This is a genomic window from Azospirillum griseum (assembly GCF_003966125.1).
Lineage (GTDB): Bacteria > Pseudomonadota > Alphaproteobacteria > Azospirillales > Azospirillaceae > Azospirillum > Azospirillum griseum.
The window spans coordinates 1-26,127 of record NZ_RXMA01000031.1 but is presented as its reverse complement, the minus strand read 5'-3'; the positions used below and the strand labels follow the sequence as shown (position 1 = coordinate 26,127).

The window sequence follows — 26,127 nt, the reverse complement described above, 5'->3', positions numbered from 1 at the left end:
CAATCGCGCCGGTGTCAGTGCTCCTCGTCAAACACCACCTCGCCGTTGACGGCGTAGAGATAGCAATCCTCCTTCTGGCTGCGGGACTGGCATTGCTCCAGCGCCGCGTCGCGGGCCGTCTCCTCCGTGTCCTTCCCCCACACCGCCGCCCAGATGCCGCTGGCGGTCAGGGCGATCGCCTTGTTGGTGGGGTTGCGGGCGTAGTTGGCCATGGCAACCTCGCGCGTGCGGTCGGAAACGAAAGGAACCAGAGCCGGATCGAACCGCCCGCTGCCAGGAATATCGACTGGGGTCGCCTTGAATCCGGCCTTCCCCTCGAACACCACCGCATCGTCCACCGCGTAGAGGGCGCAGGGTTCCTCCGCGTTGAACTGGCAATATTGCAGCGCGCTGCGCTTCACATCCTCCGCGCTGCGGGTGCCGGTGCGGTTGGTGAAGTAGGCGTAATTGCCCTGTTGGGAAATGGCCAGCGCCTTGGGGCTGGGCCATTCGGCGTAGCGGCTCAGCGTCTCCCGCGCCTTGCTGGACACATAGGGAATGGCCGACGCGTCGAGCGGTCGCGCCGGGCCACCCGGAAGGGGGGCAACCGGCGGCGGGGCAGGGGGGGCGGCCAACCCCGCCGTCTGGGTCTTGGTGCCGGATGGCCCCGGCGGGCTGGCGGGCGTGGACAGGTCGACCGTGGGAGCGGGAGCCGCAGGAGTCGGCGCGGGGACCGCTGGGGGCGGGCTGGGGGCGACGGGGGAGGGAGCGGGGGGATTGGTTGGAATCATCGGCACGGTTGCCACCCGCGCGGCGGCCGGGTTGCCGCCCAGCTCCGTGATCCTGGCCTCGGCGATGGCGGCGAAGGTGCCTTGCGGGAACTGGCGCAGATAGGCTTCGAACAGGCGGGGGTTGCTGCTGGTCTTCACGCTGTCCCAGAAGGCCATCTCCTTGTCCGCCGTCGGCGGGACGGAGGCAGGAGTGGAAGCGGTGACGACCGTGGTCGGCCCCAGGAAATAGAAGCGCCCCTCGATGGGCGAAGCCGACACCCAGGGCTGTTGTGCCCCGCCGGTGTTGCGCTTCACCGTCACGCCGACATCGTTGAACACGTCGAACACAGTGTCGCCCGGCTTGGACACCGCCTTGGCCAACGCGTCGGTGTAGGGGCTGTTGGCCCCCTCGCCGTCGGCGGCCACCGCCCCCGGCTGGGTGGCGTAGGCGATGATGGTTCCCGCCGGGGCCTGCATCTGCGCCAGACCGGCCCCGACCGAGCGCAGGCCGCGCCCGCCAAACGGGTTGTTGCGGCAGGCGTCGAGGATGATGATGTTCAACCGGCTTTCGGCGATCGTCATCTCTTCCAGCACGACGTTGACGTCGATCAGCTCATAGCGGACGTCGGCCTCCTTGGTCAGGTTGGCCGAGGTCGGCAGCAGATAGTTGCTGCCGCGCACCTGCACGCCATGCCCGGCGTAATAGAACAGCCCGACATCGGCCCCGGCCAGCCGGGTGCCGAATTTGCGGATCGCCTGCTCGGTCCCCGCCTTGTCCAGATCCAGTTGCGCGCCGCCGCCGATCAGCTCGAATCCGGCCTTGGTCAGCGACTCCGCAATCACCCGCGCGTCGTTGACCGGGTTGGTCAAGGGCGGGGCGTGCTGATAGGCGCTGTTGCCCAGGATGAGGGCGACGCGCCGCCCCTCCGCCCAGACTGGTGACAGGCCGATCACCAGCAGCGGCAGCACCAGCGCCGCAACCTGTTTCCATCTCCGCACGGCCGCATCACCCCTGGATCAAACGGTTTCGGCGGCATTCTGCCAAATTCCAATGGCCCATGGCTGGAGAAAATGACAGCCCGGCGTATGCGGGCGGCGGATTCTCCAACCGGATTATCCGCCGCCGCAACCAGACCATCGGCAACGCGGTCCGCGAACCGGGAGGGTCGTCTTACGCCGCCACCGCCCCCGGCGGGGACGCTGCCCGCAGCAGCATGCCGAACAGGTCGCGCGGCTCATCCGGGTCGGCCAGCATGTCCAGTTCCTGGTACAGGCCGGTTCCCTGAAGCTGGTCGCGGACGTAGCGCAGGGCGGAGAAATCCTCCGTCGCGAAGCCGACCGAATCGAACAGGGTGATCTGGCGGGCGTCGCGCCGCCCCACCGCAGCACCGGTCAGCACCTGCCACAGCTCCGTCACCGGGTAGTCGGCGGGCAATTGCTGGATTTCGCCCTCGATCCGGGTCTGCGGCGGGTATTCGACGAAGATGTCCGAGCGCAGCAGGATGTCGCGGTGCAACTCCGTCTTGCCGGGGCAATCGCCGCCGACCGCGTTGATGTGGACCCCGGCCCCGACCATGTTGTCGGTCAGGATGGTGGCGTATTGTTTGTCCGCCGTCACCGTGGTGATGATGTGCGCGCCCTCGACCGCCTCCTGCGCGCTGTGGCACGTGGTGATGGCAAAGCCCAACCCGGCGAGGTTGCGGGCGCATTTGGCGGTGGCGTCGGGGTCGATGTCGTACAGGCGCAGCTCGCGAATCCCCAACAGCGCCTTGAAGGCCAGCGCCTGGAATTCCGATTGCGCGCCGTTGCCGATGATCGCCATGCAGGAGGCCCCGCGCGGGGCCAGCGCCTTGGCCGCCACCGCCGAGGTCGCCGCCGTGCGCAGCGCCGTCAGAATGGTCATCTCGGTCATCAGCACCGGATAGCCGGTGGCGACGTCCGACAGCACACCAAAGGCGGTGACGGTCTGGCGTCCTTCGCGCGTGTTCTTCGGGTGGCCGTTGACGTATTTGAAGCCGTAGTTGCGGTTGTCGCTGGTCGGCATCAGCTCAATCACCCCGTCGGCGCTGTGGGAGGCGACTCGCGGGGTCTTGTCGAACACCGGCCAGCGGCGGAAATCCTCCTCAATGTAGGCCGCGAGATCCGACAGGAACCGTTCGACCCCGATCTTCAGAACCAGCTTCATCATGTGATCGACGCTGACGAAGGGGACGATGTTCAGGTTGGGAATCATGGCTCACAGGCTCCGCGTGGGGTGGTCCAGGATGCGGCGGCCCAGCAGGCTCGCCACGAGATCGACCAGCGCATGGGCGCTCTTGCCCCGCTCGTCGAGGATCGGATTCAGTTCGACAATGTCCAGCGAGCCGACGACTCCCGCGTCGTGCAGCATCTCCATGATGAGGTGCGCCTCGCGGTAGGTCGCTCCACCCGGCACGGCGGTGCCGACGGCGGGGGCGAAGGAGGGGTCGAGGAAATCGATGTCGAGGCTGACATGCAGGTGCCCGCCCACCGCCTGGACCTTTTCGATGATCCGGCGCATCAGCGCGGCCACGCCATACTCGTCGATCAACCGCATGTCGGCAACGTCAACACCGCGCGCCCGCAGCAACACCCGTTCGCCCTGGTCCAGCGAGCGGATGCCGAACAGATGCACCCGTGTCGGATCGACCGGTGTGCGGTAGGCGTCGGGCACGATGCCGTCAAACCCCTCCTCCCCGCACAGGAAGGCGGCGGGCATGCCATGGATGTTGCCCGAGGGCGAGGTGCTGGGCGTGTTGAAATCCCCATGCGCGTCAAGCCACAGCACGAACAGCGGACGGCCCTGTTCGGCGCAATGGCGGGCGACGCCGGACACCGACCCGATGGACAGGCTGTGATCGCCGCCCAGAAAGATCGGAAAGGCCCCGTCGCGCATCATGCCATAGGAGCGTTCGGCCAGCGCGTGGCACCAGCCGGCGATCTGGGCGCGGCGGTCCTTGGGATCGGCGTCGGCGGGCAGCGGCTTGGGCGTCACATCGCCCAGATCGCGCACGGAGAACCCCAGCTCCTCCAGCGTGTCGACCAGACCAACCAGACGCAGGGCTGCCGGCCCCATCGAGGCCCCTTTCTGCCCGGCGCCGACATCAACCGGCACGCCCAGAAGCTGGATCGGGGGGGGCAGGCTGCTGTCCGTCATGGTCCGGGTCCTTATCGGTGGTGCGCCGCCGCTGCGGGCGCTTGGTTCGTCTGCCCCACAGTATCGCGGTCGGAAGAGGCGATAAAAAGCCGGGAAACTGATAAAAACGCGCATGCGTTTTGACAGTCTGATAAGCATCATGTACCAAAATGGCATGGATGACCTTGATCACCGCCTGCTGTCCCTGCTGCGCGCCGACTCCCGCCGCTCCGTCGCCAGTCTGGCTGACGAGCTGGACGTGTCGCGCGCCACCGTGCGCGCCCGCATCGACCGGCTGGTCGAGGATCATGTGATTCTGGGCTTCACCGTCACCGTCCGGTCGGGCGCGCAGGGGCAGGCGTTGCGCGCCATCACCATGATCGAGGTGGAAGGCCGCGCGGCGGAAAGCGTGGTTGCCCGGCTGAACGGCTTTCCGGAGGTGCGGACGCTCTACACCACCAACGGGCGCTGGGACATCATCGCGGAGATCGAAACCGACACGCTGGAAGGCTTCGACAACACCCTGCGCCGGATGCGGCTGATCCCCGGCATCGCCTCCACCGAAACCAGCATCCTGCTGTCCGCCCGCAAATCCACCGTCGGATAACGGCAAACCCCACCGGTGACGGCGCACCGGTGGGGTTTCTGGGAGCGGTTGATCGTGGCGGCCCGAGTGGCGTCGCGCCGGTCAGGCGCTGCGCACCGTGGCGATGAAGGCGGTCACTTCGCGGCGCAGGCGATCGGCTTCGGTCGCCAGGGATTCCGACGTGGTGCGCACCTCGCTGGCGGCTGTGCCGGTCTGGCGCACCGCGTTGGACACACCGACGATGTTGGACGACACTTCGCCGGTCCCATGCGCGGCCTGGCTGACGTTGACGGCGATGTCGCGGGTGGCGGCCCCCTGCTCCTCGATGGCGGCGGCGATGGCGGCGGCGATTTCGTTCATCCGCCCGATGGTCTGGCCGATGTTGCCGATCGCGGTGCGGGCACCGCCGGTGGCCGATTGGATTTCCTGCACCTTGGTTTGGATCTCGTCGGTGGCGCGCGAGGTTTGCGTGGCCAGCGCCTTCACCTCGCTGGCGACGACGGCGAAGCCCTTGCCCGCTTCCCCGGCCCTTGCGGCCTCGATGGTGGCGTTCAGGGCCAGCAGGTTGGTTTGCGCGGCGATGCCGCTGATGAGATCCACCACCTGGCCGATCTGTTCGGCGGCCACAACCAGCCCCTGGATGGTGCTGTTGGCGCGTTCGGCGTCGCCAACCGCCTGTTGGGCGATGCGGGTGGAGGATTCGACCTGATGGCCGATTTCGCTGATCGACGCCGACAGCTCTTCGGTGGCCGACGCGACCGTCTGCACGTTGACCGACGCCTGTTCCGACGCCGCCGCAACGATGGTCGACCGCTCGCTGGCCTGGGTGGCGGTGGTGGACAGGGCGGTGGCGGCGCGCTGCATCCCGGTGGCGGCGGTCGCCACCGTTTCGACGATGCCCTGGACCGCCCCCTCGAAATTGTCGGCCAAGCGCAGCATCGCCTGTTTGCGGTCGGCGCTTGCGCGCTGTTCGGCGGCGGCCTGCTCCGCTTCCAAACGCTTCATCTCCTGCGCGTTGGTCTTGAAGATTGCCAGGGCGTTGGCCAGTTCGCCGATTTCGTCGCGGCGGTCCGTGCCGGTGACGTCGATGGTCAGGTCGCCTTGCGACAGGCGGCCCATGGCGTGGGTGATGCCCTTCAGCGGTTGGGTGATGGCGCGGGCGATCACCCAGGCGAACAGGGAGGCCAAAACCAGCGCTGCCACCGACAACAGCAACCCCGCGCGTTTGGCCGAGGACACCGCTTCATCCGCCGATGCTTCCAGCGCCTTTTGGGCGGTCGTGGCGTTCTGGCGGATGGCTCCGATCTTCTCCGTCACGGTCCGGCCCAAGCCCTCCAGCACACTGTCGTTCAGTTGGCGCAGTTTGTCGTTCAGCGCCGCGATCTTTTCCATCGCCGCGATGAAATCGGGCAACCCGGCGGCGGCCTCGGTCAATTTGGCCTTGGCTGGCGAATCATCAACACCCGTCATCAGCGTGTTGACGCGCGTGCGCAGGCTGTTGAGGTCGGAGCGAAGACGTGCCAAATCCTCCGGTTTGTTTTCCGCAACGAAGCGGGCGACCAGAACCCGGCTCAACAGGAACTGTTCGCTCATTCCGGCGATCACGATGGTGCGTTCCAGATTGCCGCCGCGCTTTTCCTGCTGCACCGCCTCGCTGAACAGGGTGCGGATCTCCGCGCCCTTGCCGTTGACATGGGAGGCGACCAGAGCCGACCGTTCGTTCCGGGTCGCGATCAATTCCTCAAAGCTGCGCTCAAACTGCCCTTCCAACTCGATCAGTTCGGCCGTCAGCTGACGATTTTCCGGCAATTGCATCAGGTTTTGCGCCGCCTTCAGACGGTCGAGAAAGCCGCCAAGGTGTTTTTTCGCGTTGGCGGCGGCCTGCTGGTCGCCTGTGCCGGTGAAATCCTGCGCGCCCGCCATGGCGTCCGACATGTGGGTGTCGGCCTCACCCAGCACGGTGGTGATCTGTGATTGAACGGCAAATTGCTTCAAGGCCACGTCGCTGTTTTGCAGACCGTTCCATGATACGGCCCCCAAACCGACCAGAAGGCACAGGGTGGTGCCGAAGCCGATGTAAATCTTGGTCGCCGTCCGCAGATTGCGGAAACCGAACGGGCTTGCGGTGGAGGATGGGGCGGTTGTGGTCATGGTCGCGGCCTTTCACGCCGACCCTGGACGGTCGGTCTGCTCATATCATTGAAGGCTACTGTTCAAGATTGATGCCACCGTCGGACACCACAAAATCCGTCACCGCAATGGTTGGGAGTCGCAATTTGGGAACGGGCGCGCCCTTCGCCCGTGGCGAAATGCGACGGCGGCGTTGGGTGGATTCGCAATCTGCAAGGCGCGCACGGGCGGGCGCACCCGGCACAAGCCGGGAAATCAGCCGAAAAACTGCCCGCCATTCACCTCGATCACCTGCCCGGTGATGTAGCCCGCCAAACGGTTGGAGGCGAGAAAGAGATAGGCTCCGACGCAATCCTCGGCGCTGCCCAACCGCTTCAACGGGATGCGCGCCGCCGTCTGCGCCAGCTTTTCCGGGGTGGAATAGCGGTCGTGGAAGTCGGTGGCGATGGTTCCCGGCGACACCGCGTTGACGCGGATGCCGTGCGGGGCCAGTTCGGTCGCCAGCGAGCGGGCGAGGCTGGCCTGGAACGCCTTCGCCGCGCTGTAGAGCGACGAACCGGGGCTGCCGCCCGTCCGCCCGGAAATCGAGCCGGTGTTGACGATGCTGCCGCGCGACGCGATCAGGGCGGGCAATGCCGTGCGGCTGGCGATCAAGGCCGAGGCCGCGTTCAGATCGAACTGGGTTTGCAGGAAATCATCGTCGATGTCGGCCAACGTGACCCGCCCGAGCATGGTCCCGGCGTTGTTGATCAGGATGTCCAGCCCGCCCAGCGCAGCGACCGCGCGTTCCACCAGCCCGCGCACCTGGGCGCGATCGGCGAAATCGGCGGTGAGCGGGATGACGTTGCCGCCGATGCGCCGGGCGGTGGCCGTCACCGCCGCGTCGTCGCGACCGTGCACCACCACCGTTGCGCCCAGATCGGCAAAGGCCCCGGCCACCGCCGCGCCAATGCCCCGGCTGCTGCCCGTCACCAGCACGCGTTTGCCGGAGAAGTCCTGCGCCAGCGCGTCGGCGGGCCAAGTCGGTTCGGTCATGGTCGGGAACATCCTCAACAGTGGAGTGCGGGGGCCGAAACGAATCGCAGACGATCTGTGATGATCGATGTGTTATGTTCCAAATCAAACATTCAGTGCGTCGCATTGTGTTCGCTGACGATCATAGAGGGGGCGCCTCCCTTCCGTCAACGCGCGCCGGAATTATTGCTCAAAACAGAACAGTCTTATCGATGAACGCGGGGTTATTCCTGCGGGATCAACACCTAAATCTGCATTCATCGCCACGGTGAACGGCCCGCGCCTTCCCCACCGGCGGGCAAGAAAACCGCTCCACCGATTGGAGCGTTGTGTTGCAAAGGATAGCATCATGTTCGTTCGCACGCTCTTCGCGGCCACCCTGTCGCTTGCCGCTTTGGTCGGCGGCGGCGCGTCGGCCCAGAGCTTTGACAGCCTTCTGGCCGAAACCAAGGCCGCCGCTCGGACCGTCAGCGCCACCCAGGCCGACCGCAGCGAGCGCGACCTCGCCAACCAATACATTGTCATGGCGGACTCGTTGAACCGCCAGGGCGACCGCGCCAAGGCGCTTGATCTTCTGACCTTTGCGCGCGGCAAGCTGGGCCTGCTGCGCTGACACCGGCCTGTGTCTTCAGGCCGTCCCATCACGGCGGACCGATCCGTCGCGTTTCACCGGCGCACCGCGCCACAACCCTTCCGTCTTTGACCCTTCCCTCTTCGGCGTGACACGCCGTTTCTTTGAAAAGGACATCACCATGTTTGCGCGCATCATCTCCGCCGCCACCCTGTCGGCTGCCCTCCTGACCGCCGTTGCCGCGTCGGCCTCCGCCGCCGGGTTCGACAGCCTGTTGACCGACACCAAAACCGCCGCTGCCACCGCGTCGGCGCAGGTGGATCGCACCGACCGCGATCTGGTCAACAACTACATCGCCATGGCCCAGTCCATCGCCGCGCAGGGCGATGAAGCCAAGGCCTTGTCCTTTCTGACCTTTGCCCGCGCCAAGCTGGGCCTGTCCGCGCCGACGGGCGTGGAGGTGGTCGGCCGCACGGACAGCGGCCCGGCCTCTTTCGAGGTCAGCGCGGTGATCGGCGACGGCACCACCCGCTGAGGTCACAGACGCCGAAGTCACAGCATCGGCTGAGGTCAACCGCGCACGCTCACACCCGACGTGCGCGGTTTGCCCTCGAACGCCCCTGGGCCGAGGTCGTCGGCGCGCCGTTGGCCGCCTGATCAGAAGACCGCTACCATCCACTGTGCCCTGGCTCTGCCAGCCTGTCGACAAGTTGACGATGCCCCCGCCAGCGCTCCACCGCCTCGTCGCTGAACCACACGGTCAGGCTGCCACGCACCAGCAGCGCGGCATCATACTCTTGCCAGTTGCGAACCCTGTATCGTTGCTTGGGGATGTGATGGCGGCGTTGACTTTGAACGGCATCGGCTGGATCAGAACAGGGAATGATCAACGGCGCCTCCCCTACGATGCCGCCTCGCCATCCGCAATCCCCGCCTCGCTGCAACAACGTCACCGCGCGCCGTCTCCAGGGGCTTGGTCGCGTGGATCTCGCATTTGCCGGGGCGTCCGCCCGCGTGCAGGGCCAGCGCGTCCTCGTCCGTCACGGCGGGGGCGGGTGTCGTTCATCGTCGTCCCTGCAGAATGGAAAAAACGCCGGGACCGGGCGACCCGGCTCCGGCGTCGAGTGGAGGCCTCGTCAGTCCTCTTGGAAGGCGACCTCGCGCGTTTTGCGCACGTTGGGCAGGAGAACCATCACCAGCAACCCGGCCGCGACCGCCAGCAACACGGCGCTGATGGGACGGCTTAACAACACAAGGGGATCACCGCGCGACAGCAACAGCGAACGCCGCAGGAACTCCTCCATCATCGGGCCAAGGATAAAGGCCAACAACATCGGCGTCGGTTCGCCGTCCAGCTTTCGCATGACGTAACCGAAGACACCGAAGATCGCCATCAGGTAAATGTCGAAGGTGGAGTTGTTGACGCTGAACACGCCGATCACACAGAAGGTCACGATGATCGGGAATAGATAGTGGTAGGGGATGGAGATCATTTTGACCCACAGCCCGACCAACGGAAGATTAAGCACCAGCAGCATCAGATTGCCGATCCACATCGACGCGATCAGGCCCCAGAACAGCGCGGGCTGCGTGGTCATCACCGACGGACCGGGCTGAACGCCCTGCATGATCATCGCCCCGATCATCAACGCCATGACCGAGTTGGACGGAATGCCCAGGGTCAGCATCGGCACGAAGGAGGTTTGCGCGCCCGCGTTGTTGGCGGATTCCGGTCCGGCCACGCCCTCGATGGCGCCCTTGCCGAACTCTTCCGGCGTCTTGGAGATCTTCTTTTCCAGCGTGTAGGAGCCGAAGGAGGCCAAGGCCGCGCCGCCGCCGGGCAACACCCCGATCACCGAACCCAGGATGGTGCCGCGGATGATGGGACCGATGATGCGGCGCCAATCCTCCCTGGTCGGCATCAGGCCGGTGATCCGCATCGACATCGCCGACCGTGAGGTTTCCTTTTCCAGATCTGCGACGATCTCGCCCACGCCGAACACGCCCATGGCCAGAACCACGAAGTTGATTCCGTCCGACAATTGGGGACTGTCGAAAGTGTAGCGGGGCACGGCGGAATTCACATCGGTTCCGATCAAACCCAACAGCAATCCGATGAAGATCATGCCGAGCGCGTGAAGCAAGGATCCCGACGCCATGACGATCGAGGCGACGAGGCCCAACACCATCAAAGAGAAATACTCGGCCGGCCCGAACTTCAGCGCCACCGCCGCCAGAATCGGCGCGAACATGGCGATGAGCAGCGTGGAGGCGCTGCCCGCCGCGAAGGATCCGATGGCCGCCGTCGCCAACGCGCGCCCGGCCTTGCCCTGACGCGCCATTTGGTGACCGTCGAGCGAGGTGACGACCGAGGACGGTTCGCCCGGCAGGTTGACGAGAATGGCCGTCGTCGAACCGCCGTACTGCGCGCCGTAATAGATGCCGGCCAGCATGATGAGTGCGCTTTCCGGGGGCAATCCGAAGGTGATCGGCAAAAGCATGGCGATGGTCGCCACCGGCCCCAATCCGGGCAGAACGCCGATCGCGGTGCCCAAAAGCACGCCGATGAAACAGTATCCCAGGTTTTGCAGCGACAGCGCGACGGAGAAGCCGAGCGCCAGATGGTTGATCATGTCCATGACGCCCAGCCCTCATTCCACGGGGGTGAACAGGGATCCCATCATCGGCATGGGGATCCCCAACCCGAAGATGAAGATCAAGGCGCAAAAGGCGATCAACGCCGCCAGCGCCGCGACCGGAAGAACACCCAACTTGAACTTGGCCGAGGCGGCGGCGCTCATCAGCGCCATCGCCGCCGTCGCGGGCACGAACCCCGCCAAGGGAAGCAGGAAGGCGAAGGCCGCCACCGATCCCGCGACCAGAACCAACCCCTTGAGGTTGAGCCGTTCGACGCGCGCGCCGTCGCGTCGCGCCGCAGCGACCCAGGACGCGCAGCCGAAAAACATCAAGGCGAAGGAGACGACGTTGGGGAAGTATCCCGGCCCCATGCGGCCCGCCGTACCCGACGAGTATTCCCGCGCGATCCACCAACCGGCGGCACCGGCCGCGAAATAGACGCAGCCGATCCAGAAGTCTTTCGACTCCAACATACGTGTCGACATCTGCGCTCCCTCCTGGGCGTGTCCCGGCGTTCGCCGCCGCTTCGCGGGCGACACCGTTGTGTTCATTGTGATTTTTAGCAACCGGCGAGCTTCCGCCCGTCGTCAAACGCTTTCCGTCGGCCTTCCGATCGAACGCCCGACCAGATGCCGCGTGGGTGTCAGCACCAAGCCGTGCGGGGCGTCGGGTTCGCGCCAGCGCGAGCGGATCATCTCTCGCAACGCTGCGGATTGTTCCGCCGCAGCGTACCCGATCGTTTCAAAAAACCCTTCGTGTTCCGTTTCGATATCGGTCCGCCCCAACAGGATGATCGACAGCGTGTCCGGAACCTTGATCCCGGCTCGCTCCAGGGTGTCCAGGAACAGCGAACCGGACTCGATCCCCCACACGGCGGCGCCGGTGAAGGGAAGCCGACCGTTCGCCTCCCGCAGCCGACACAGTTGATCCACCACACGCCGCTCATAATCGATCAGGGCCGGTTCGGGCAGCAGGACCGGAGGGGCGAGTTTCCCGGCGTATCTCGGTCGTTCGCCCATCGCGGCGTAGCGCCGCCGCCCCAGCTCGTTGGCGAGGAACGGGTGCGTCGTCGCGACATAGACCACGCGCTCGTGCCCGGCCTCGACCAAGGCGTCGATCGCGCGTTCCAGCGGCTCCCCCCACTCGAAGCCCACGGCGTCGACATCCGAGCCGACCAACCATGTGCCGTCGACGATGATGTTGTCGGTCTTGCGGCGGATGGCCGCCAGCATCTCTATCGGCATCTCCTGAAAGGCGTTCTGAACCACGCAGGCGTCGAACTTGGGCAAGCCGTGCAGCACCTGACGCGCGTGCTCGGGATCGGAATAGGAAATTTCCATCGTCCGCCCGCCGTTGTCGCGAAACGCCGCCAGCACGTTATCCAACACCACGCGCGCGCGCCGTCTGGGACCGGGGGAGTCGCGGTGCAAAATCAAAACGCTGCGGGGTTTGCCCCGCGTCTCGGTGGGATCATCCGCCGCCGTCTCGTTCAAGGCCCCGCGAAAGAAGGTTCCCCGACCGACATGCGCATCGACCAACCCCTCCGCCTTCAGCTCCTCCATCGCCCGCTGCACCGCGACCTGGGACACGCCGAAGTCGCTCATCAGCTTGCGGATCGGGGGCAGGCGATCGCCGGGGCGCGACCGCGCCGCCAGGTCCCGCAGGTGCTTGTGGAGGGGGGTGGTCTCGCTCATGTGCCGTACAATACAATATACTCATTGTATCAGCAATGTATTTTTTGTATTATATGATTGTATCGGTGCAAGACGTTGTTTTCGAACGAGATCCCGAAATACCCCGCGCGGCAGCGACCGCGCGACGCGGAGGAAACCAAAATGACGAAGACTCTCGGGCGTTTGGCCGTCGGCCTTCTGGCGTCCACTCTCATGGTGTCGGCGGCGGCCGCCGCCGACTCAAACGGTCCGATCACCCTGCTGGTCGGCTATTCGGCGGGTGGAAGCGCGGATTTCGCGGCTCGCGTCATGGCGCCGGAGATTTCCTCCCGTCTCGGCCGCCCGGTGGTGGTGGAGAACGCGACGGGCGCTTCCGGCATGATCGCGTTGATGAAGCTGACCAACAGCGCGCCCGACACCTCCACCATCTACTACGGCGGCTTCGACACCGTCGTGGTGCCCATGGCCAATCCCAAGGTGAAGGTCGATTGGGAAAAGGACACGATCGCCGTCGGCCGGACCGCGGTCACCTCCATGGCGCTCGTGGTACCGGAGGCGTCGCCCAACCGCGACATCGCGGCCTTGATGAGCATGGCGAAGAACAATTCCGGGCAGGTGACGTTCGGTTCCCCCGGCATCGGCACCATTCAGCATTTCCTGTGCGAGGTGCTGTCGGCCAAGGGTGGGGTGAAGTTCGTCCACACGCCCTATCGCGGCGGGGCGCAGGTGTCGAACGATATTCTGGGCGGGGTTCTCGACACCGCCGCGCTCACCTTGTCGACCGCGCTTCCCTTCGTGAAGGACGGCAAGCTGCGCGCGATCCTGACCACCGACACCCAGCGTTCGCCGCTGATGCCCGACGTTCCCACCTTGTCCGAGTTGGCGGGCTTCGACGGGCTGTCGCTGCCGATTTGGCAGGGCATCTTCGTCAAGGCGGGCACCTCCGCCGCCTTCACGCAAAAGCTGGAGACCGCCATTCGCGACGGTCTGGCCGATCCGGCGGTCAAGAAGCGTTTCGAGGACGCGGGCTTCAACGCGGCGCCGATGGATTCCAAACCCTTCACCGACTTCATCAAGACCCAGGCCAAGACCTATCGTTACATCATCGAGACGGCCGCCATCAAACTTGAGTGACGGTTGACGTCTTCGCGACCAGCGACGCGACGAGGGGCCTTGGGGTTCCCCGATCGGGTCCGCGCGTCCCGCCGCTTTCCCGACGACGGGGCTTCAACACAATCAACAGACAGGTTGAAAATGTCCGTGGGCATGTTCGAATCCCTGGTCACGCGCCATTGGTTCAGCGCCGAGGCGCGCGGCGTCTGGAGCGACCGGGCGACGCTTCAGGCTTGGCTCGACGTCGAGGCGGCGTTGGCGCGGGCGCAGGCCGAGTTGGGCATGATCCCAACCGAGGCCGCGCGACGCGTAGCCGAGGCCGCCGACGCCGACCGTCTCGATCTCGATCGTCTGGCGCGCGACGTCCTTCACGCGCAGCATCCCTTCGTGCCGGTGCTGCGCCAGTTCGAGGAGATGTGCGGCGATCCGGCGGCGGGTTTCATTCATTGGGGCGCCACGACGCAAAACATCTTCGACACGGCGGCGGCGCTTCAGATGCGGCGCACGCACGCCATGATCGTCGAACGCCTGAACCGGGCAGAGACGGCGTTGGCCCGTCTGGCCCACGATCACCGCGACACGCCGCAGGCGGGGCGCACCCACGGTCAGCACGCTCTGCCCATCACCTTCGGCTTCAAGGTCGCCGGGTGGCTGGAGGAGACGCGCCGCGACCGCGCCCGGTTGGAGGAACGGATCGCCGGATCCTTCGTCGCCTGTTTCGGCGGCGCGGTCGGCACCTTCGCCGCGATGGAGGGCAGGGGCCGGGAGGTTGAGGCGTTGGCCGCGCGCATCCTGGGTCTGGAGCCATCCGGTCTGCCGATGCGCGGCTCGTTCGACCGAGCCGCCGACTACATGACCGCGCTGGGGTTGCTGGCGGGAACGGCGCGAAAGATCGCCGGCGACGTCGTGTTCATGCAACGAACGGAGATCGCGGAGGTGGAGGAGGCGTTCCACATGGGCAAGGTGGGCAGTTCCACCATGGCCCAAAAACGCAACCCCTCGACCGCGCTGACGTTGATCAGCCTGTGCCGGATGACGAACGCCCATGTGGGCCTGGCGTTGGACTCGATGGTTCGGATGGACGAGGGCGACTCCTCCGCCACCAATGTCGCCGACGCGCTGTACCCCACCTTGGGCGTGTTGGGCGTCTCGGTCGCCCAGACGCTGGAGGCTTTGGTCACGGGCTTGGTCGTCCACGCCGACGCCATGCGGCGCAATCTCGACCTCACCAACGGTCTCATCGTGTCGGAAGCGGTGATGATGCGCCTGTCCAACGCCATGGGGCGGCATCACGCCCACCATCTGCTCTACGACGCCGCCCAACGCTCGGTGATGGAGGGGGTGCCCTTCGCCCGCGCGATCCGCGAGCACGCGGCGATGCGGGACTTCAAGGACGTGGATCTGCCGCTCGATCCCGCTGGCTATCTGGGTGATTCCGCCGCCTTGGCCGAGGACGCCGCGCGTCCGACCCCATCCCCGGAGGTCGCGTGATGGATGCCCCGCGATCGCCCCGTCTGGAAACCGACAGCATGGACCCGGTCGACGTGCCCGCCGATCGTTGGTGGGGGGCGCAGATGGAACGATCCCGCCGCAACTTCCGCATCGGCGACGAACGGATGCCGGACGCGCTCATCCGGGCCTTGGCGGTGCAGAAGCAACGCGATCATCGCGGCGGCGGCGGAGATCGCGGGGACGTTGTTGCATCGAGGCGGTGGAACTTCTGACGGCGTGGCCGACGCTGTTGATTGCGCGATGCGGGCGGAGTCCAGGCGTCCGAGGTCGAGCATGCGGTTCAGGACCAGGACGGCGACGCCGATCTCGGTCTGCGGCCGGTCGTTGGCGCGCCGTTGGCCGCGTGATCCGAAGACCGCTACCGTCCGCTGTGACCTGGCTCTGCCAGCCTGTCGACACGTTGACGATGCCCACCGGCCACATCCATGCAGCACGGCTACTCAACCAACACTTCTTCCTCGTTTCGAGCCGAACTCTTCTTGCAGAGCGTGCTTCACGGCGTGCATCACGGGCCCCCAGTCACCGGGCGACTCCTGTCGGAACAGGCGCAGTGTCGGGTACCATGGGCTGTCAGACCGGTTGCGCAGCCAGCGCCAGCAGGCGTCAGACCGCGACAGCACCCAAACCGGTCGGGCCAGGGCACCGGCCAGATGGCACACGGCGGTGTCGACACTGATGACAAGATCGAGCTGTTCGATCAGTGCCGCCGTGCCGGCGAAATCCCGAACCTCGTCCATCCAATCGATCAGGGTCAGATTCGGCGGGGGTGATGCGGCCTCGGCCGCTGGTGGTCCCTTCTGAAGGCTGTAAAACACCACTCCTGGAAGATCTGCCAGCGGAGCGAAGGCGGACAGCGGCAGGCTGCGGCGGCGGTCGACCATGTGCGCGATGATCTGGTCGTCGTGCGGAGACCCCGCCCAGGTCAAGCCAACCTTCAGACGCCGCTCGCCCGCCAACCGCCCGCCCCAGGCGCGGCGATCCGCCTCGGTGGCCCGGAGATAGGGAACCGACGCCGGAACGGTGGCGAGCGAGGTGCCGAACAGGCGCGGCAGGCTGAGCAACGGCACGCAGGCGTCGCAGGCGGGCGGAGGGTCGGCGGGCGAACGGACCGAGGCGACGCCGGGAAGCCCCGACAGCAGGCGAACCAGCGAGGGTTGCACCATCAGGTGGACGCGCGCACCAAGCGCCGCCAGCAGCGGGGCATAGCGGACGAACTGCAGCGTGTCGCCCTGCCCCTGTTCAGCGACCAGCAGGAAGGACCGTCCAGCCGGATCGCCTCCCGACCAGGGTGGGGCGTGGGTGGGATACGCCGCACCCTCCATCCGCCAGCGCGCCTCGTAGAGCCGCCACCCCTCCACGTAGTCACCAAGCGCGAGGAGCACCATGGAGAGGTTGAAGCGGGCCACGTCGCTGCCGGGTTGGAGCGCCAGCGCCCGTTCGTTGCTGCGCCGCGCACGCGCCGATTGACCGTCATCATGCTCGGCCAGCGCCAGGTTGATGTGACCGGACGCCGCGTTCGGTTGCAAGGCCAGCGCCCGGCGTGCGAGAGCGAGGGCCTGCCGAACGTCTCCGCACAGGGTGGCGATGACGCTGTCACCGGCGTCCGCGTCGCCGTCCAGCGGGACCAGACAGCGCAAACGCGCGTGGATTCTCCGGGCTGTGTCAAGGTTGCCCTGACGGATGAGAACACCGGCGTGGCTGACATGGCAGATTGGCTGGTCGGGAGAAAGCGCCAGCGCGCGGTGCAGACAGGCCACGGCTTCCTGCGGTTCCCCGGTTTCGTCGAGGCCACTGGCCAGGGCGCTCCACGCCGCCGCGTTCGTGGGGGTCAGACGGACAACCCGGCGCAGCACGGTGGTCAAGCGGCTCATCGCCCGCCGTTCCCGCAGGAGGGGTGCCAGAATGGACCAACCTTCGGCAAAAGCCGGATCGACCACCAATGCCCGCGCCAGCGCCCGCGCCGCCATTTTGGGGCGATGGGTTGCGCGCAGCAGAACGGCCAAGCCCACCAGCGCCTTGGGATAGGACGGACGCAGCCGCAGTGCCCGACGATAGGCGCGTTCGGCAACAACCGTCCGTCCCAGCGCGCGCTGCGCCTCGCCGCTGTTGTGCCAGACGCTTGCCCGGTGCGGGGCGAGCACGGCCGCCATGGCGAAGCAGACAGCCGCCGGGGCCGCCCGCCCGTCCTGCAACGCCGCAACGCCACGGTGGTTGAGGGCGATGGCCATATCGGTGCCCCCGGTGGACGGCGTGGCCGTCATGCTCTGTCCATCCGTATTCCCTTCCAGAAACAATCAGGCAGCGGAAAGATCGCCCTGGTCTCAACCATCGGCAAGCGGGAAAATTGGAAGGCATGTGTCAACGACGGCGTCATGGCACAACGCACCATCACCCCCAGCGTCAGCAACAATTCTTCACTTCATAAGAAATATCTAAAGTTCACGAAAACATTTGGGATTCCTACGATTTCGTATTTACTCTTAATGTTTGGAACACAGTCATTGTGAGTGTGTCCACAGGGTCGGCTATACAACGCCTGATCGTCAATGCGTTCATGCCGGAGCGGTGGTTGATGCCAACAGAGCAGTCCCGTTCGTTGCTGGAAGGGACGCCGAATCTTCCGGACTGGCTGGAGGCGACGGGCTGCGCCATCGCCTTTTCCACCTATGAAACGCATAGGCTTTTCTTTCTTGGTCTCGGAGACGGCGGACGGCTCAAGGCCCATGAACGCATGGTTCCCCGTTGTCAGGGCCTCTGCGCCGACGGGGCCGCCCTGTGGGTTGGCGCGCAATCGCATCTCTGGCGGTTTGTCAACGGGCTGACGCCCGACGAACGCACCCCTTCGGGGGCCGATCGCTTCTATGTACCGCGCCTGAGCTATCTGACCGGTGACATCGACATTCACGACATCGCTGTCGGGCCGGACGGGGTGCCGGTCTTCGTCAACACCCGGTTCAGTTGTCTGGCTGTTCCCGACGCCGACCGTGGATTCCGCCCGATCTGGCGGCCCGGCTTCATCTCGGCCCTGCGAAACGAGGACCGCTGCCATCTGAATGGGTTGGCGCTCGATTCGGCGGGGCGGCCAAGCGTGGTGACGGCGTTGGGACGCAGCGACGTCATCGAGGGATGGCGCGAGCACCGGGTCGGCGGCGGCGTGCTGATTGACGTTCCATCCGGAAATGTGGCCTGCGGTGGCCTGTCGATGCCGCACTCCCCGCGCTGGCATCGCGGGCGGCTGTGGCTGCTCAATTCCGGCACGGGGGAGTTGGGGACGGTGGATCTCCCCACCGGTCGGTTCGAGCCGGTCTGCTTCTGCCCGGGTTTCGCCCGTGGCTTGGCCTTTCACGGGAAATGGGCGGTTGTCGGGTTGTCGCGGCCGCGCGAGGGGCACGGGACCCTGGGCGCGTTGCCACTGGACGCTGCGCTGGAGCGCGCCGGGACCGTCGCCCGTTGCGGGCTGGCTGTGGTGGACATTGAAACCGGCACACTCGCCCACATGTTGTGGCTGCACCACACGGTGAACGAACTGTATGACGTCGCCATTCTTCCCGGCGCGCGCCGGGTTGAAGCGCTTGGCTTGCTCGATGCGCGCGCGTTGGCCGACGCGGTGGCCACGCCGAAGGACCTGAAGGACTGAACGATCATGGCAAATCCCACCTTCACGTCGGTCGGCACCAACAGCTACGATCTTTCCGATGTCGGCTCCTACGCCTCGCCGGTTCTCCAGGATCTGGACGGCGACGGCGATCTGGATTTGCTGGTCGGCAATGCCGCTGGCGACACCCTGTTCTTCATGAACATCGGGACAACGCTGGCACCAACCTATTCGCTGCAGGGCAGCAATTCGTTCGGCCTCAGCAACGTCAATGGCTATGCGGCCCCCAGCCTGGTCGACCTTGACGGCGATGGTGACTACGATCTGGTCATCGGCACCCAGTCCAGTGATCTGCTCATTTTCCAAAACACCGGCACGTCCACGGCTCCAGCCTTTTCCCTGCAGGGCACCAATCTTTTCGGCCTGTCCAACGCCGCAACCTATTCAAGCCCGACCTTTGCGGACATCGATGGTGATGGCGATGTCGATGCCCTGATCGGCGGCTCGAACGGCAACCTGCAATTCTACCTCAACACCGGAACATCCACGTCCCCCACCTTCACGCTGACGGGGACCAACGCCTTCGGCATGACGGCGGCCGACCGAATGAGCGCGCCGGTCCTGGTGGATCTCGACGGTGACGGCGATCTGGATCTGGTGAACAAGAACATCGCCTTCATCAACACCGGCACGACCGACTCGCCGACCTTTTCGCTGGTTGGGACAAGCGTGTTCGGATTCACCCCGAACGGTGGGTATCCCAGGCCAGCCCTGGGCGACCTTGACGGCGACGGCGACATTGACCTGCTGTTCGGCAACAGCGATGGCAACATCGAGGTCTTCCGGAACGTCACCCCGGTCATCCGGACGTTGAGCGATGCCGGCAACACGCTGACTCTGTCGCAAATCAACACGCTGACGGGGGGCGCGGGCACCGACGTCGTCACGTTGGGCGACATCGGGGCGACCTTCACCGCCAGCGCGGTCGAAACGCTGGTTGGCGGTCTCGGTACCGACATGCTCACAATTGCAGCGGCGGGGACCACGCTGACCATCTCCCAGGTCGAGACGCTGATCGGCAACGTCGGCACCGACGTTGTCACGCTGGGCACCGGCGGATCGACGATGGTGACGCGACTGCTGGAGACGCTGACCGGCAACGTCGGCACCGACGTCGTTACGTTGGCCTCCGGCGGGACGACGATGCAGGTCAACGCGTTGGAAACGCTGATCGGTGCCAGCGGCACGGATATCATTGCGCTGGGGAGCGGCGGATCAACGACACTGGTGCGCCTGCTGGAGACGCTGACCGGCGATGTCGGCACCGACGTCGTTACGCTTGGCACCGGCGGATCGACCATGCGGGCGACCGCGCTGGAAACGCTGATCGGCAGCGGCGGCACCAACATCATCACGTTGGGGGGCACCTCCGGCAACACCATCACCGTGTCGTCGCTGCGGACGCTGACCGGCAACGTCGGGACCGACGTCATCGCATTCGGGACGGGGGGCAGCACCATGACGCTGGTGCTGGTTGAAACCCTGATCGGCGGCGCTGGAACGGAAGTCCTCACGTTGGGCACCGGCGGCAACACGGTTGCCGTGATCGGTCTGGAAACCCTCTTGGGGGGGACCGCCACCGACGTCGTCACCCTGCATGACGCGGGCAACACGATCGCGATTTACTCAACCGAAACCATCATCGGCGGGGCCGGAACCGACAGGGTGGTCTTCGGCTCCAATGGCGTGCGGTTCTCTGTCTGGGGTGTCGAAAGCCTCACGGCGGGGGGCGCTGGCGGCACCTCGGTCGCCCAATTCGGGACCCAGGGCAACACCACCACAGTGTCGCTGTTTTCGAGTTTGATTGGCGGTGTCGGCACCGACATCATCACGCTGGCTTCGGGCGGCACCACCGCCTCAGTGTCGGGTTTTGAGACGCTGACCGGCAGCGTCAGCAAAGACGTCGTGACGATTTTCTCCACCGGCACGACCATGCTGGTGTCCCAGATCGAAAGCGTGATCGGCGGTGTCGGCACCGACGTCATCTCTGTGGGAACCGCAGGCAGCACCTTGTGGGTTCGGCTGCTGGAGACCTTGATCGGCAGTGACGCCACCGACGTCACCACCCTTGGCAGCGGCGGCGCGTCGATCATGGTGTCGCTGGCGGAAACGCTGGTTGGTGGATCCGGCAAGGACGTTGTCACGATCAACTCCGCCGGTTCCACCATGTCGGTGCGATTGGTGGAGACCTTGACCGGCGGGATCGGCACCGACGTCATCACCATCGGTACCGGCGGCACAACCATGATGGTGTCGCTGGTGGAAACCCTGTTCGGGAACGCGACCGGCACCGATGTCATCACCTTCGACACCGCTGGCGGAACGATGACGGTGTCGCACGTGGAGTCGCTGACCGGTGGGGTCGGGACCGACGTCGTCACCCTGGGAAGCGCCGGCGGAACCATGGCGGTGCGGTTTCTGGAATCCCTGACCGGCGGGGCCGGCACCGACGTCATCACCGTCGGGACCGGCGGCACGTCCATGACGGTATCGCTGCTGGAAACCCTGTTCGGCGACGCGTCCGGCACCGACGTCATCACCCTGCACGACGCGGGCAACACCCTGTCGATCAAACAGGTTGACACGCTGTTTGGCGGCTCAGGTTCCGACGTCATCGTGGATGTGTTGACCAGCACCGAAACCATCACGGTCAACAACATTGAATCGATCACCGCGTCGGGAAGCGGAACGCTCACCGTCCAGATCGGAACGGCCGGCGGGACCCTGTCGGTTGGTAATCTTGATTATGTGACCGGTTCGACCGGCACCGACGTCATCACGCTTTCAGGGACTTACATCATCGGCGTTTCCGATGTCGAAACCCTGATCGGCACGAACTCCGTCGATCACTCGGTCGTCCTTGGAACCAACGGCAACACGATGCTGGTTGCCGCAATGGAGACGCTGATCGGTGGCATCGGCACTGACGTGATCACCAGTGGTTCCAGCGGGTCGACAATGGTGCTGTCGCTGCTGGAGACGCTGACCGGCGGCATTGGCACCGATGTGGTGAAACTGGGGTCAGCCGGCGCGACGCTGCTGGTGAGCGGGCTGGAGACCCTGACGGGTGCCAGTGGTACGGATGTGGTGACGCTCGCCACAACCGGCGCGACGATGATGGCGTCGTTGCTTGAGACGCTGATCGGCGGGAGCGGCACCGATGTGGTGACGCTGGGGTCAGTCGGCGCGACGCTGCTGGTGAGCGGGCTGGAGACTCTGGCGGGTGCCAGCGGTACGGATGTGGTGACGCTCGGTACGACCGGCGCGACGACGATGGTGTCGTTGCTGGAAACGCTGACCGGCGCAGCTGGCACCGATGTGGTGACGCTCGGCACGACCGGCAACACGATGCTGGTCAGTGGCCTGGAGACTCTGACCGGCGGCGCAGGCACCGACACCGTGACGCTTGGCACGGCGGGCAACACGCTGCAGGTCAGCGGCCTGGAAACCCTCACCGGCGGCAGCGGCACCGACGTTGTGACACTCGGCGCGGGCAACACGCTGCAGGTCAACGGGCTGGAAACCTTGACCGGCGGCACCGGCACCGATGCGGTGGCGCTCGGCACAGCGGGGAACACGCTGCTGGTCAGCGGCCTGGAAACCCTCACCGGCGGCACCGGGACCGACGTTGTGACGCTTGGCACGACCGGCAGCACGCTGCAGGTCAGTGGTCTGGAAACCTTGACCGGCGCGGCTGGCACCGATGCGGTGACGCTCGGCACGGCGGGCAACACGCTGCAGGTCAGCGGCCTGGAAACCCTCACCGGCGGCACCGGGACCGACGTTGTGACGCTCGGCACGACCGGCAACACGCTGCAGGTCAGCGGTCTGGAAACCCTGACGGGCGGCGCTGGCACCGATGTGGTGACGTTCGCCAACACCCAGGGCAACACGGTCACGCTGCAAGGTCTGGAAACACTCATCGGCGATGCCGGAACCGATGTTCTTCAGCTCGGCACCGCTGGCGGCACGGTGTCCATCGCCCTTTTTGAAACGCTGACCGGGGGTGTTGGCACCGATGTGGTGACGCTCAGCACGGCGGGGAACACGCTGCAGGTCAGCGGCCTGGAAACGCTGACCGGGGGTGTTGGCACCGATGTGGTGACGCTCGGCACGGTGGGCAACACCCTGCTGCTGTCCGGCCTGGAAACGCTCTCTGGCGATGCTGGCACCGACGTTGTAACGTTCAGCACGACCGGCAGCACCCTGCTGCTGTCCGGCCTAGAAACGCTGACCGGCGGCGTTGGCACCGACGTTGCAACGTTCAGCGCGACCGGCAGCACCCTGCTGCTGTCCGGCCTGGAAACGCTGACCGGTGGCGCTGGCACTGACATCGTGACGCTCGGCACGGTGGGCAGCACGCTGCAGGTCAGCGGCCTGGAGACGCTGACCGGTGGCACCGGCACCGACGTCGTGACGCTCGGCACGGTGGGCAGCACGCTGCAGGTCAGCGGCCTGGAAACACTGACCGGTGGCAGCGGCACCGACGTCGTGACGCTCGGCACGGTGGGCAGCACGCTGTTGGTCAGCGGCTTGGAGACGCTGACCGGTGGCAGCGGCACCGATGTCGTGACGCTCGGCACATTGGGCAACACGTTGCAGGTCAGCGGCCTGGAGACGCTGACCGGTGGCAGTGGAACCGACGTGGTGACGCTCGGCACGGTGGGCAGCACGCTGTTGGTCAGCGGCCTGGAAACCCTCACCGGCGGCACCGGGACCGACGTGGTGACGCTCGGCACGGTGGGCAGCACGCTGCAGGTCAGCGGCCTTGAGACGTTGACCGGTGGCAGCGGAACCGACGTGGTGACGCTCGGCACGGCGGGCAACACGCTGTTGGTCAGCGGTTTGGAAACGCTGACGGGCGGCGTTGGCACCGATGTGGTGACGCTCGCCAACACCCAGGGCAACACGGTCACGCTGCAAGGTCTGGAAACACTCATCGGCGATGCCGGAACCGATGTTCTTCAGCTCGGCACCGCTGGCGGCACGGTGTCCGTCGCCCTTTTTGAAACGCTGACCGGGGGCGTTGGCACCGACGTGGTGACGCTCGGCACGACCGGCAACACGCTGCTGGCATCGCTGTTGGAGACGCTCACCGGCGGCAACGGCACCGACGCGGTGACGCTCGGCACGGCGGGCACCACGCTGCTGGTCAGTGGCCTGGAAACGCTGACCGGTGGCACCGGCACCGACGCGGTGACGCTCGGCACTGCGGGCAACACGTTGCTGGTCAGTGGCCTGGAAACGGTGGTCGGCGGCAGCGGAACCGACGTTGTGACGCTCGGCACGGCGGGCACCACGCTGTTGGTCAGCGGTTTGGAAACGCTGACGGGCGGCGTTGGCACCGATGTGGTGACGCTCGCCAACACCCAGGGCAACACGGTCACGCTGCAAGGTCTGGAAACACTCATCGGCGATGCCGGAACCGACGTTCTTCAACTCGGCACCGCTGGCGGCACGGTGTCGATTTCCCTCTTCGAAACGCTGACCGGTGGGGTCGGCACCGATGTGGTGACGCTTGGCACGACCGGCGGAACACTGGCCATTGCCGGTGTGGAGACATTGATCGGTGGCACCGCGACCGACGTGGTGATGTTTGGAGCGGCTGGCACAACCATGATCGTGTCGCTGCTGGAGACGCTCTCCGGCGGCGTTGGCACCGACGTTGTGACGCTTGGCACGACCGGCAGCACGCTGCAGGTCAGCGGTCTGGAAACCTTGACCGGCGCGGCTGGCACCGATGTGGTGACGCTCGACACGGCGGGGAACACGCTGCTGGTCAGCGGCCTGGAAACCCTCACCGGCGGCACCGGGACCGATGTTGTGACGCTCGGCACGACCGGCAACACGCTGTTGGTCAGCGGTTTGGAAACGCTGACGGGCGGCGTTGGCACCGATGTGGTGACGCTCGCCAACACCCAGGGCAACACAGTCACGCTGCAAGGTCTGGAAACACTCATCGGCGATGCCGGAACCGATGTTCTTCAACTCGGCACCGCTGGCGGCACGGTGTCGATTTCCCTCTTCGAAACGCTGACCGGTGGTGTTGGGACCGACGTGGTGACGCTCGGCACGACCGGCAACACGCTGCTGGCATCGCTGTTGGAGACGCTCACCGGCAGCACCGGCACCGACGCGGTGACGCTCGGCACGGCGGGCAACACGCTGCTGGTCAGCGGCCTGGAAACGCTGACCGGTGGCACCGGCACCGACGCGGTGACGCTCGGCACGGCGGGCAACACGTTGCTGGTCGGCGGTTTGGAAACGCTGGTCGGCGGCAGCGGAACCGACATGGTGACGCTCGGTACGGCGGGCACCACGCTGTTGGTCGGCGGTTTGGAAACGCTGGTCGGCGGCAGCGGAACCGACGTGGTGACGCTCGGCACGGCGGGCAACACGCTGAACGTCAGCGGTCTGGAGACGCTGACCGGCGGAACTGGCACCGATGTGGTGACGCTCGCCAACACCCAAGGCAACACGGTCACGCTGCAAGGGTTGGAGACGCTCTTCGGCGATGCCGGAACCGACGTTCTTCAGCTCGGCACCGCTGGCGCCACGGTGTCCGTCGCCCTTTTCGAAACGCTGACCGGTGGGGATGGCGTCGATGTGGTGGCGCTCGGCACGACCGGCAACACGCTATCGGCATCGTTGTTGGAAACGCTCACCGGCGGGACCGGAACCGACGCCGTGACGCTCGGCACGGCAGGCAGCACCCTGCTGGCCACGTTGCTGGAAACGCTCACCGGCGGCAGCGGCACCGACGTGGTGACGCTCGGGACAACCGGCAACACGCTGCAGGTCAGCGGTCTGGAGACGCTCACCGGCGGCGCTGGCACCGATGTGGTGACGCTCGCCAACCCTCAGGGCAACACGGTCACTCTGCTGGCGCTGGAAACGCTGATCGGTGGGGCCGGGACCGATGCTCTCCGACTGGACAGCGGCGGCAGCACGGTGTCCGTCACCCTCTTCGAAACAGTGACCGGAGACGCTGGCACCGACGTGGTGTCGTTGGGATCGACGGGCAACACGCTTGCAGCGGCGCTGTTGGAAACGCTCATCGGCGGAACAGGCACGGACGTGGCAACACTCGGATCGGCGGGTGCCACGCTGCTGGCGGTGCTGTTGGAGACGCTCACCGGCGGCACCGGAACCGATGTGGTGACGCTGGGAACCGGCGGGACCACCCTGCGGATGTCGTTGGTGGAGACCGTGACCGGCGCCGCCGGGATCGATGCGATGACGCTCGGCGGGTCGTCCGGGAACACGCTGCTGGCGTCCGGGCTGGAGACGCTGGTGGGGTCCAGCGGCTTTGACACGGTGTTCCTGGGGTCGT

At 66.0% G+C, this 26,127-nt stretch carries 17 protein-coding genes; 8 read left to right on the top strand and 9 right to left on the bottom strand.

What is annotated here, in order from left to right:
- Window positions 1–14: 14 nt before the first annotated feature.
- The 3 genes from EJ903_RS22380 to rocF form a co-directional block, all read right to left on the bottom strand.
- Window positions 15–1,748, bottom strand: coding sequence for a caspase family protein (locus EJ903_RS22380; protein WP_210211512.1), 1,734 nt, complete (start codon window positions 1,746–1,748; stop codon window positions 15–17).
- A gap of 172 nt (window positions 1,749–1,920) precedes the next feature.
- The gene (locus EJ903_RS22375) at window positions 1,921–2,982 is read right to left on the bottom strand and encodes an ornithine cyclodeaminase (RefSeq protein ID WP_126619649.1); all 1,062 of its coding nucleotides are present in this window, start codon (window positions 2,980–2,982) and stop codon (window positions 1,921–1,923) included.
- A gap of 3 nt (window positions 2,983–2,985) precedes the next feature.
- A complete protein-coding gene (gene rocF, locus EJ903_RS22370; RefSeq protein ID WP_174237348.1) occupies window positions 2,986–3,924 on the bottom strand; it encodes an arginase in 939 nt (312 codons plus the stop codon).
- A gap of 154 nt (window positions 3,925–4,078) precedes the next feature.
- On the opposite strand from rocF, the gene EJ903_RS22365 reads away from it, so the two are divergent.
- A complete protein-coding gene (locus EJ903_RS22365; protein ID WP_126619647.1) occupies window positions 4,079–4,510 on the top strand; it encodes an Lrp/AsnC family transcriptional regulator in 432 nt (143 codons plus the stop codon).
- Window positions 4,511–4,591: 81 nt separating this feature from the next.
- On the opposite strand, the gene EJ903_RS22360 is transcribed toward EJ903_RS22365, so the two are convergent.
- Together EJ903_RS22360 and EJ903_RS22355 are read right to left on the bottom strand one after the other, a co-directional pair.
- The gene (locus EJ903_RS22360; RefSeq protein WP_126619645.1) at window positions 4,592–6,640 is read right to left on the bottom strand and encodes a methyl-accepting chemotaxis protein; all 2,049 of its coding nucleotides are present in this window, start codon (window positions 6,638–6,640) and stop codon (window positions 4,592–4,594) included.
- Window positions 6,641–6,874: 234 nt separating this feature from the next.
- Window positions 6,875–7,654, bottom strand: coding sequence for an SDR family NAD(P)-dependent oxidoreductase (locus EJ903_RS22355; RefSeq protein ID WP_174237347.1), 780 nt, complete (start codon window positions 7,652–7,654; stop codon window positions 6,875–6,877).
- Between the two features lie 328 nt (window positions 7,655–7,982).
- Here EJ903_RS22355 and EJ903_RS22350 point away from each other — a divergent pair, with 328 nt between their 5' ends.
- Both EJ903_RS22350 and EJ903_RS22345 read left to right on the top strand, forming a co-directional pair.
- Entirely contained in the window at window positions 7,983–8,246 is a 264-nt protein-coding gene (locus EJ903_RS22350; protein WP_126619641.1) for a hypothetical protein, read from the top strand.
- A 139-nt stretch (window positions 8,247–8,385) separates the two neighbouring features.
- Window positions 8,386–8,739, top strand: coding sequence for a hypothetical protein (locus EJ903_RS22345; RefSeq protein WP_126619639.1), 354 nt, complete (start codon window positions 8,386–8,388; stop codon window positions 8,737–8,739).
- Between the two features lie 601 nt (window positions 8,740–9,340).
- On the opposite strand, the gene EJ903_RS22335 is transcribed toward EJ903_RS22345, so the two are convergent.
- The 3 genes from EJ903_RS22335 to EJ903_RS22325 all read right to left on the bottom strand — a co-directional run bounded on the left by EJ903_RS22335 (window position 9,341) and on the right by EJ903_RS22325 (window position 12,535).
- Window positions 9,341–10,843: a tripartite tricarboxylate transporter permease gene (locus tag EJ903_RS22335; protein ID WP_126619635.1), complete on the bottom strand. Its 1,503-nt coding sequence runs from the start codon at window positions 10,841–10,843 to the stop codon at window positions 9,341–9,343.
- 12 nt (window positions 10,844–10,855) lie between these two features.
- On the bottom strand, window positions 10,856–11,326 hold the full coding sequence (locus EJ903_RS22330) for a tripartite tricarboxylate transporter TctB family protein (RefSeq protein WP_158627983.1): 471 nt from the start codon (window positions 11,324–11,326) through the stop codon (window positions 10,856–10,858).
- Between the two features lie 102 nt (window positions 11,327–11,428).
- Window positions 11,429–12,535: a GntR family transcriptional regulator gene (locus tag EJ903_RS22325; RefSeq protein WP_126619631.1), complete on the bottom strand. Its 1,107-nt coding sequence runs from the start codon at window positions 12,533–12,535 to the stop codon at window positions 11,429–11,431.
- A 141-nt stretch (window positions 12,536–12,676) separates the two neighbouring features.
- Between EJ903_RS22325 and EJ903_RS22320 the strand changes: the two genes are divergently transcribed.
- From EJ903_RS22320 to EJ903_RS28115, 3 genes are all read left to right on the top strand, one after another.
- Window positions 12,677–13,648 carry a Bug family tripartite tricarboxylate transporter substrate binding protein gene (locus EJ903_RS22320; RefSeq protein WP_126619629.1) on the top strand — a complete coding sequence of 324 codons (972 nt, stop codon included), beginning with the start codon at window positions 12,677–12,679 and terminating at the stop codon, window positions 13,646–13,648.
- Window positions 13,649–13,780: 132 nt separating this feature from the next.
- Window positions 13,781–15,118 (top strand): class-II fumarase/aspartase family protein, encoded by a 1,338-nt coding sequence (locus tag EJ903_RS22315; protein ID WP_210211511.1) that lies wholly within the window; start codon window positions 13,781–13,783, stop codon window positions 15,116–15,118.
- Between the two features lie 38 nt (window positions 15,119–15,156).
- Complete coding sequence (locus EJ903_RS28115; RefSeq protein ID WP_210211510.1) at window positions 15,157–15,351, top strand: hypothetical protein; 195 nt, start codon at window positions 15,157–15,159, stop codon at window positions 15,349–15,351.
- A 228-nt stretch (window positions 15,352–15,579) separates the two neighbouring features.
- Here the strand turns inward: EJ903_RS28115 and EJ903_RS22305 are convergent, their stop codons facing one another.
- Window positions 15,580–17,400, bottom strand: a complete 1,821-nt coding sequence (locus EJ903_RS22305) for a tetratricopeptide repeat protein (RefSeq protein WP_126619625.1) — start codon at window positions 17,398–17,400, stop codon at window positions 15,580–15,582.
- Window positions 17,401–17,711: 311 nt separating this feature from the next.
- On the opposite strand from EJ903_RS22305, the gene EJ903_RS22300 reads away from it, so the two are divergent.
- On the top strand, window positions 17,712–18,776 hold the full coding sequence (locus EJ903_RS22300; protein WP_158627982.1) for a TIGR03032 family protein: 1,065 nt from the start codon (window positions 17,712–17,714) through the stop codon (window positions 18,774–18,776).
- Between the two features lie 6 nt (window positions 18,777–18,782).
- Window positions 18,783–26,127, top strand: a 7,345-nt coding sequence (locus EJ903_RS22295) for a calcium-binding protein (protein ID WP_148105297.1), incomplete at its 3' end; no start/stop codon positions are given.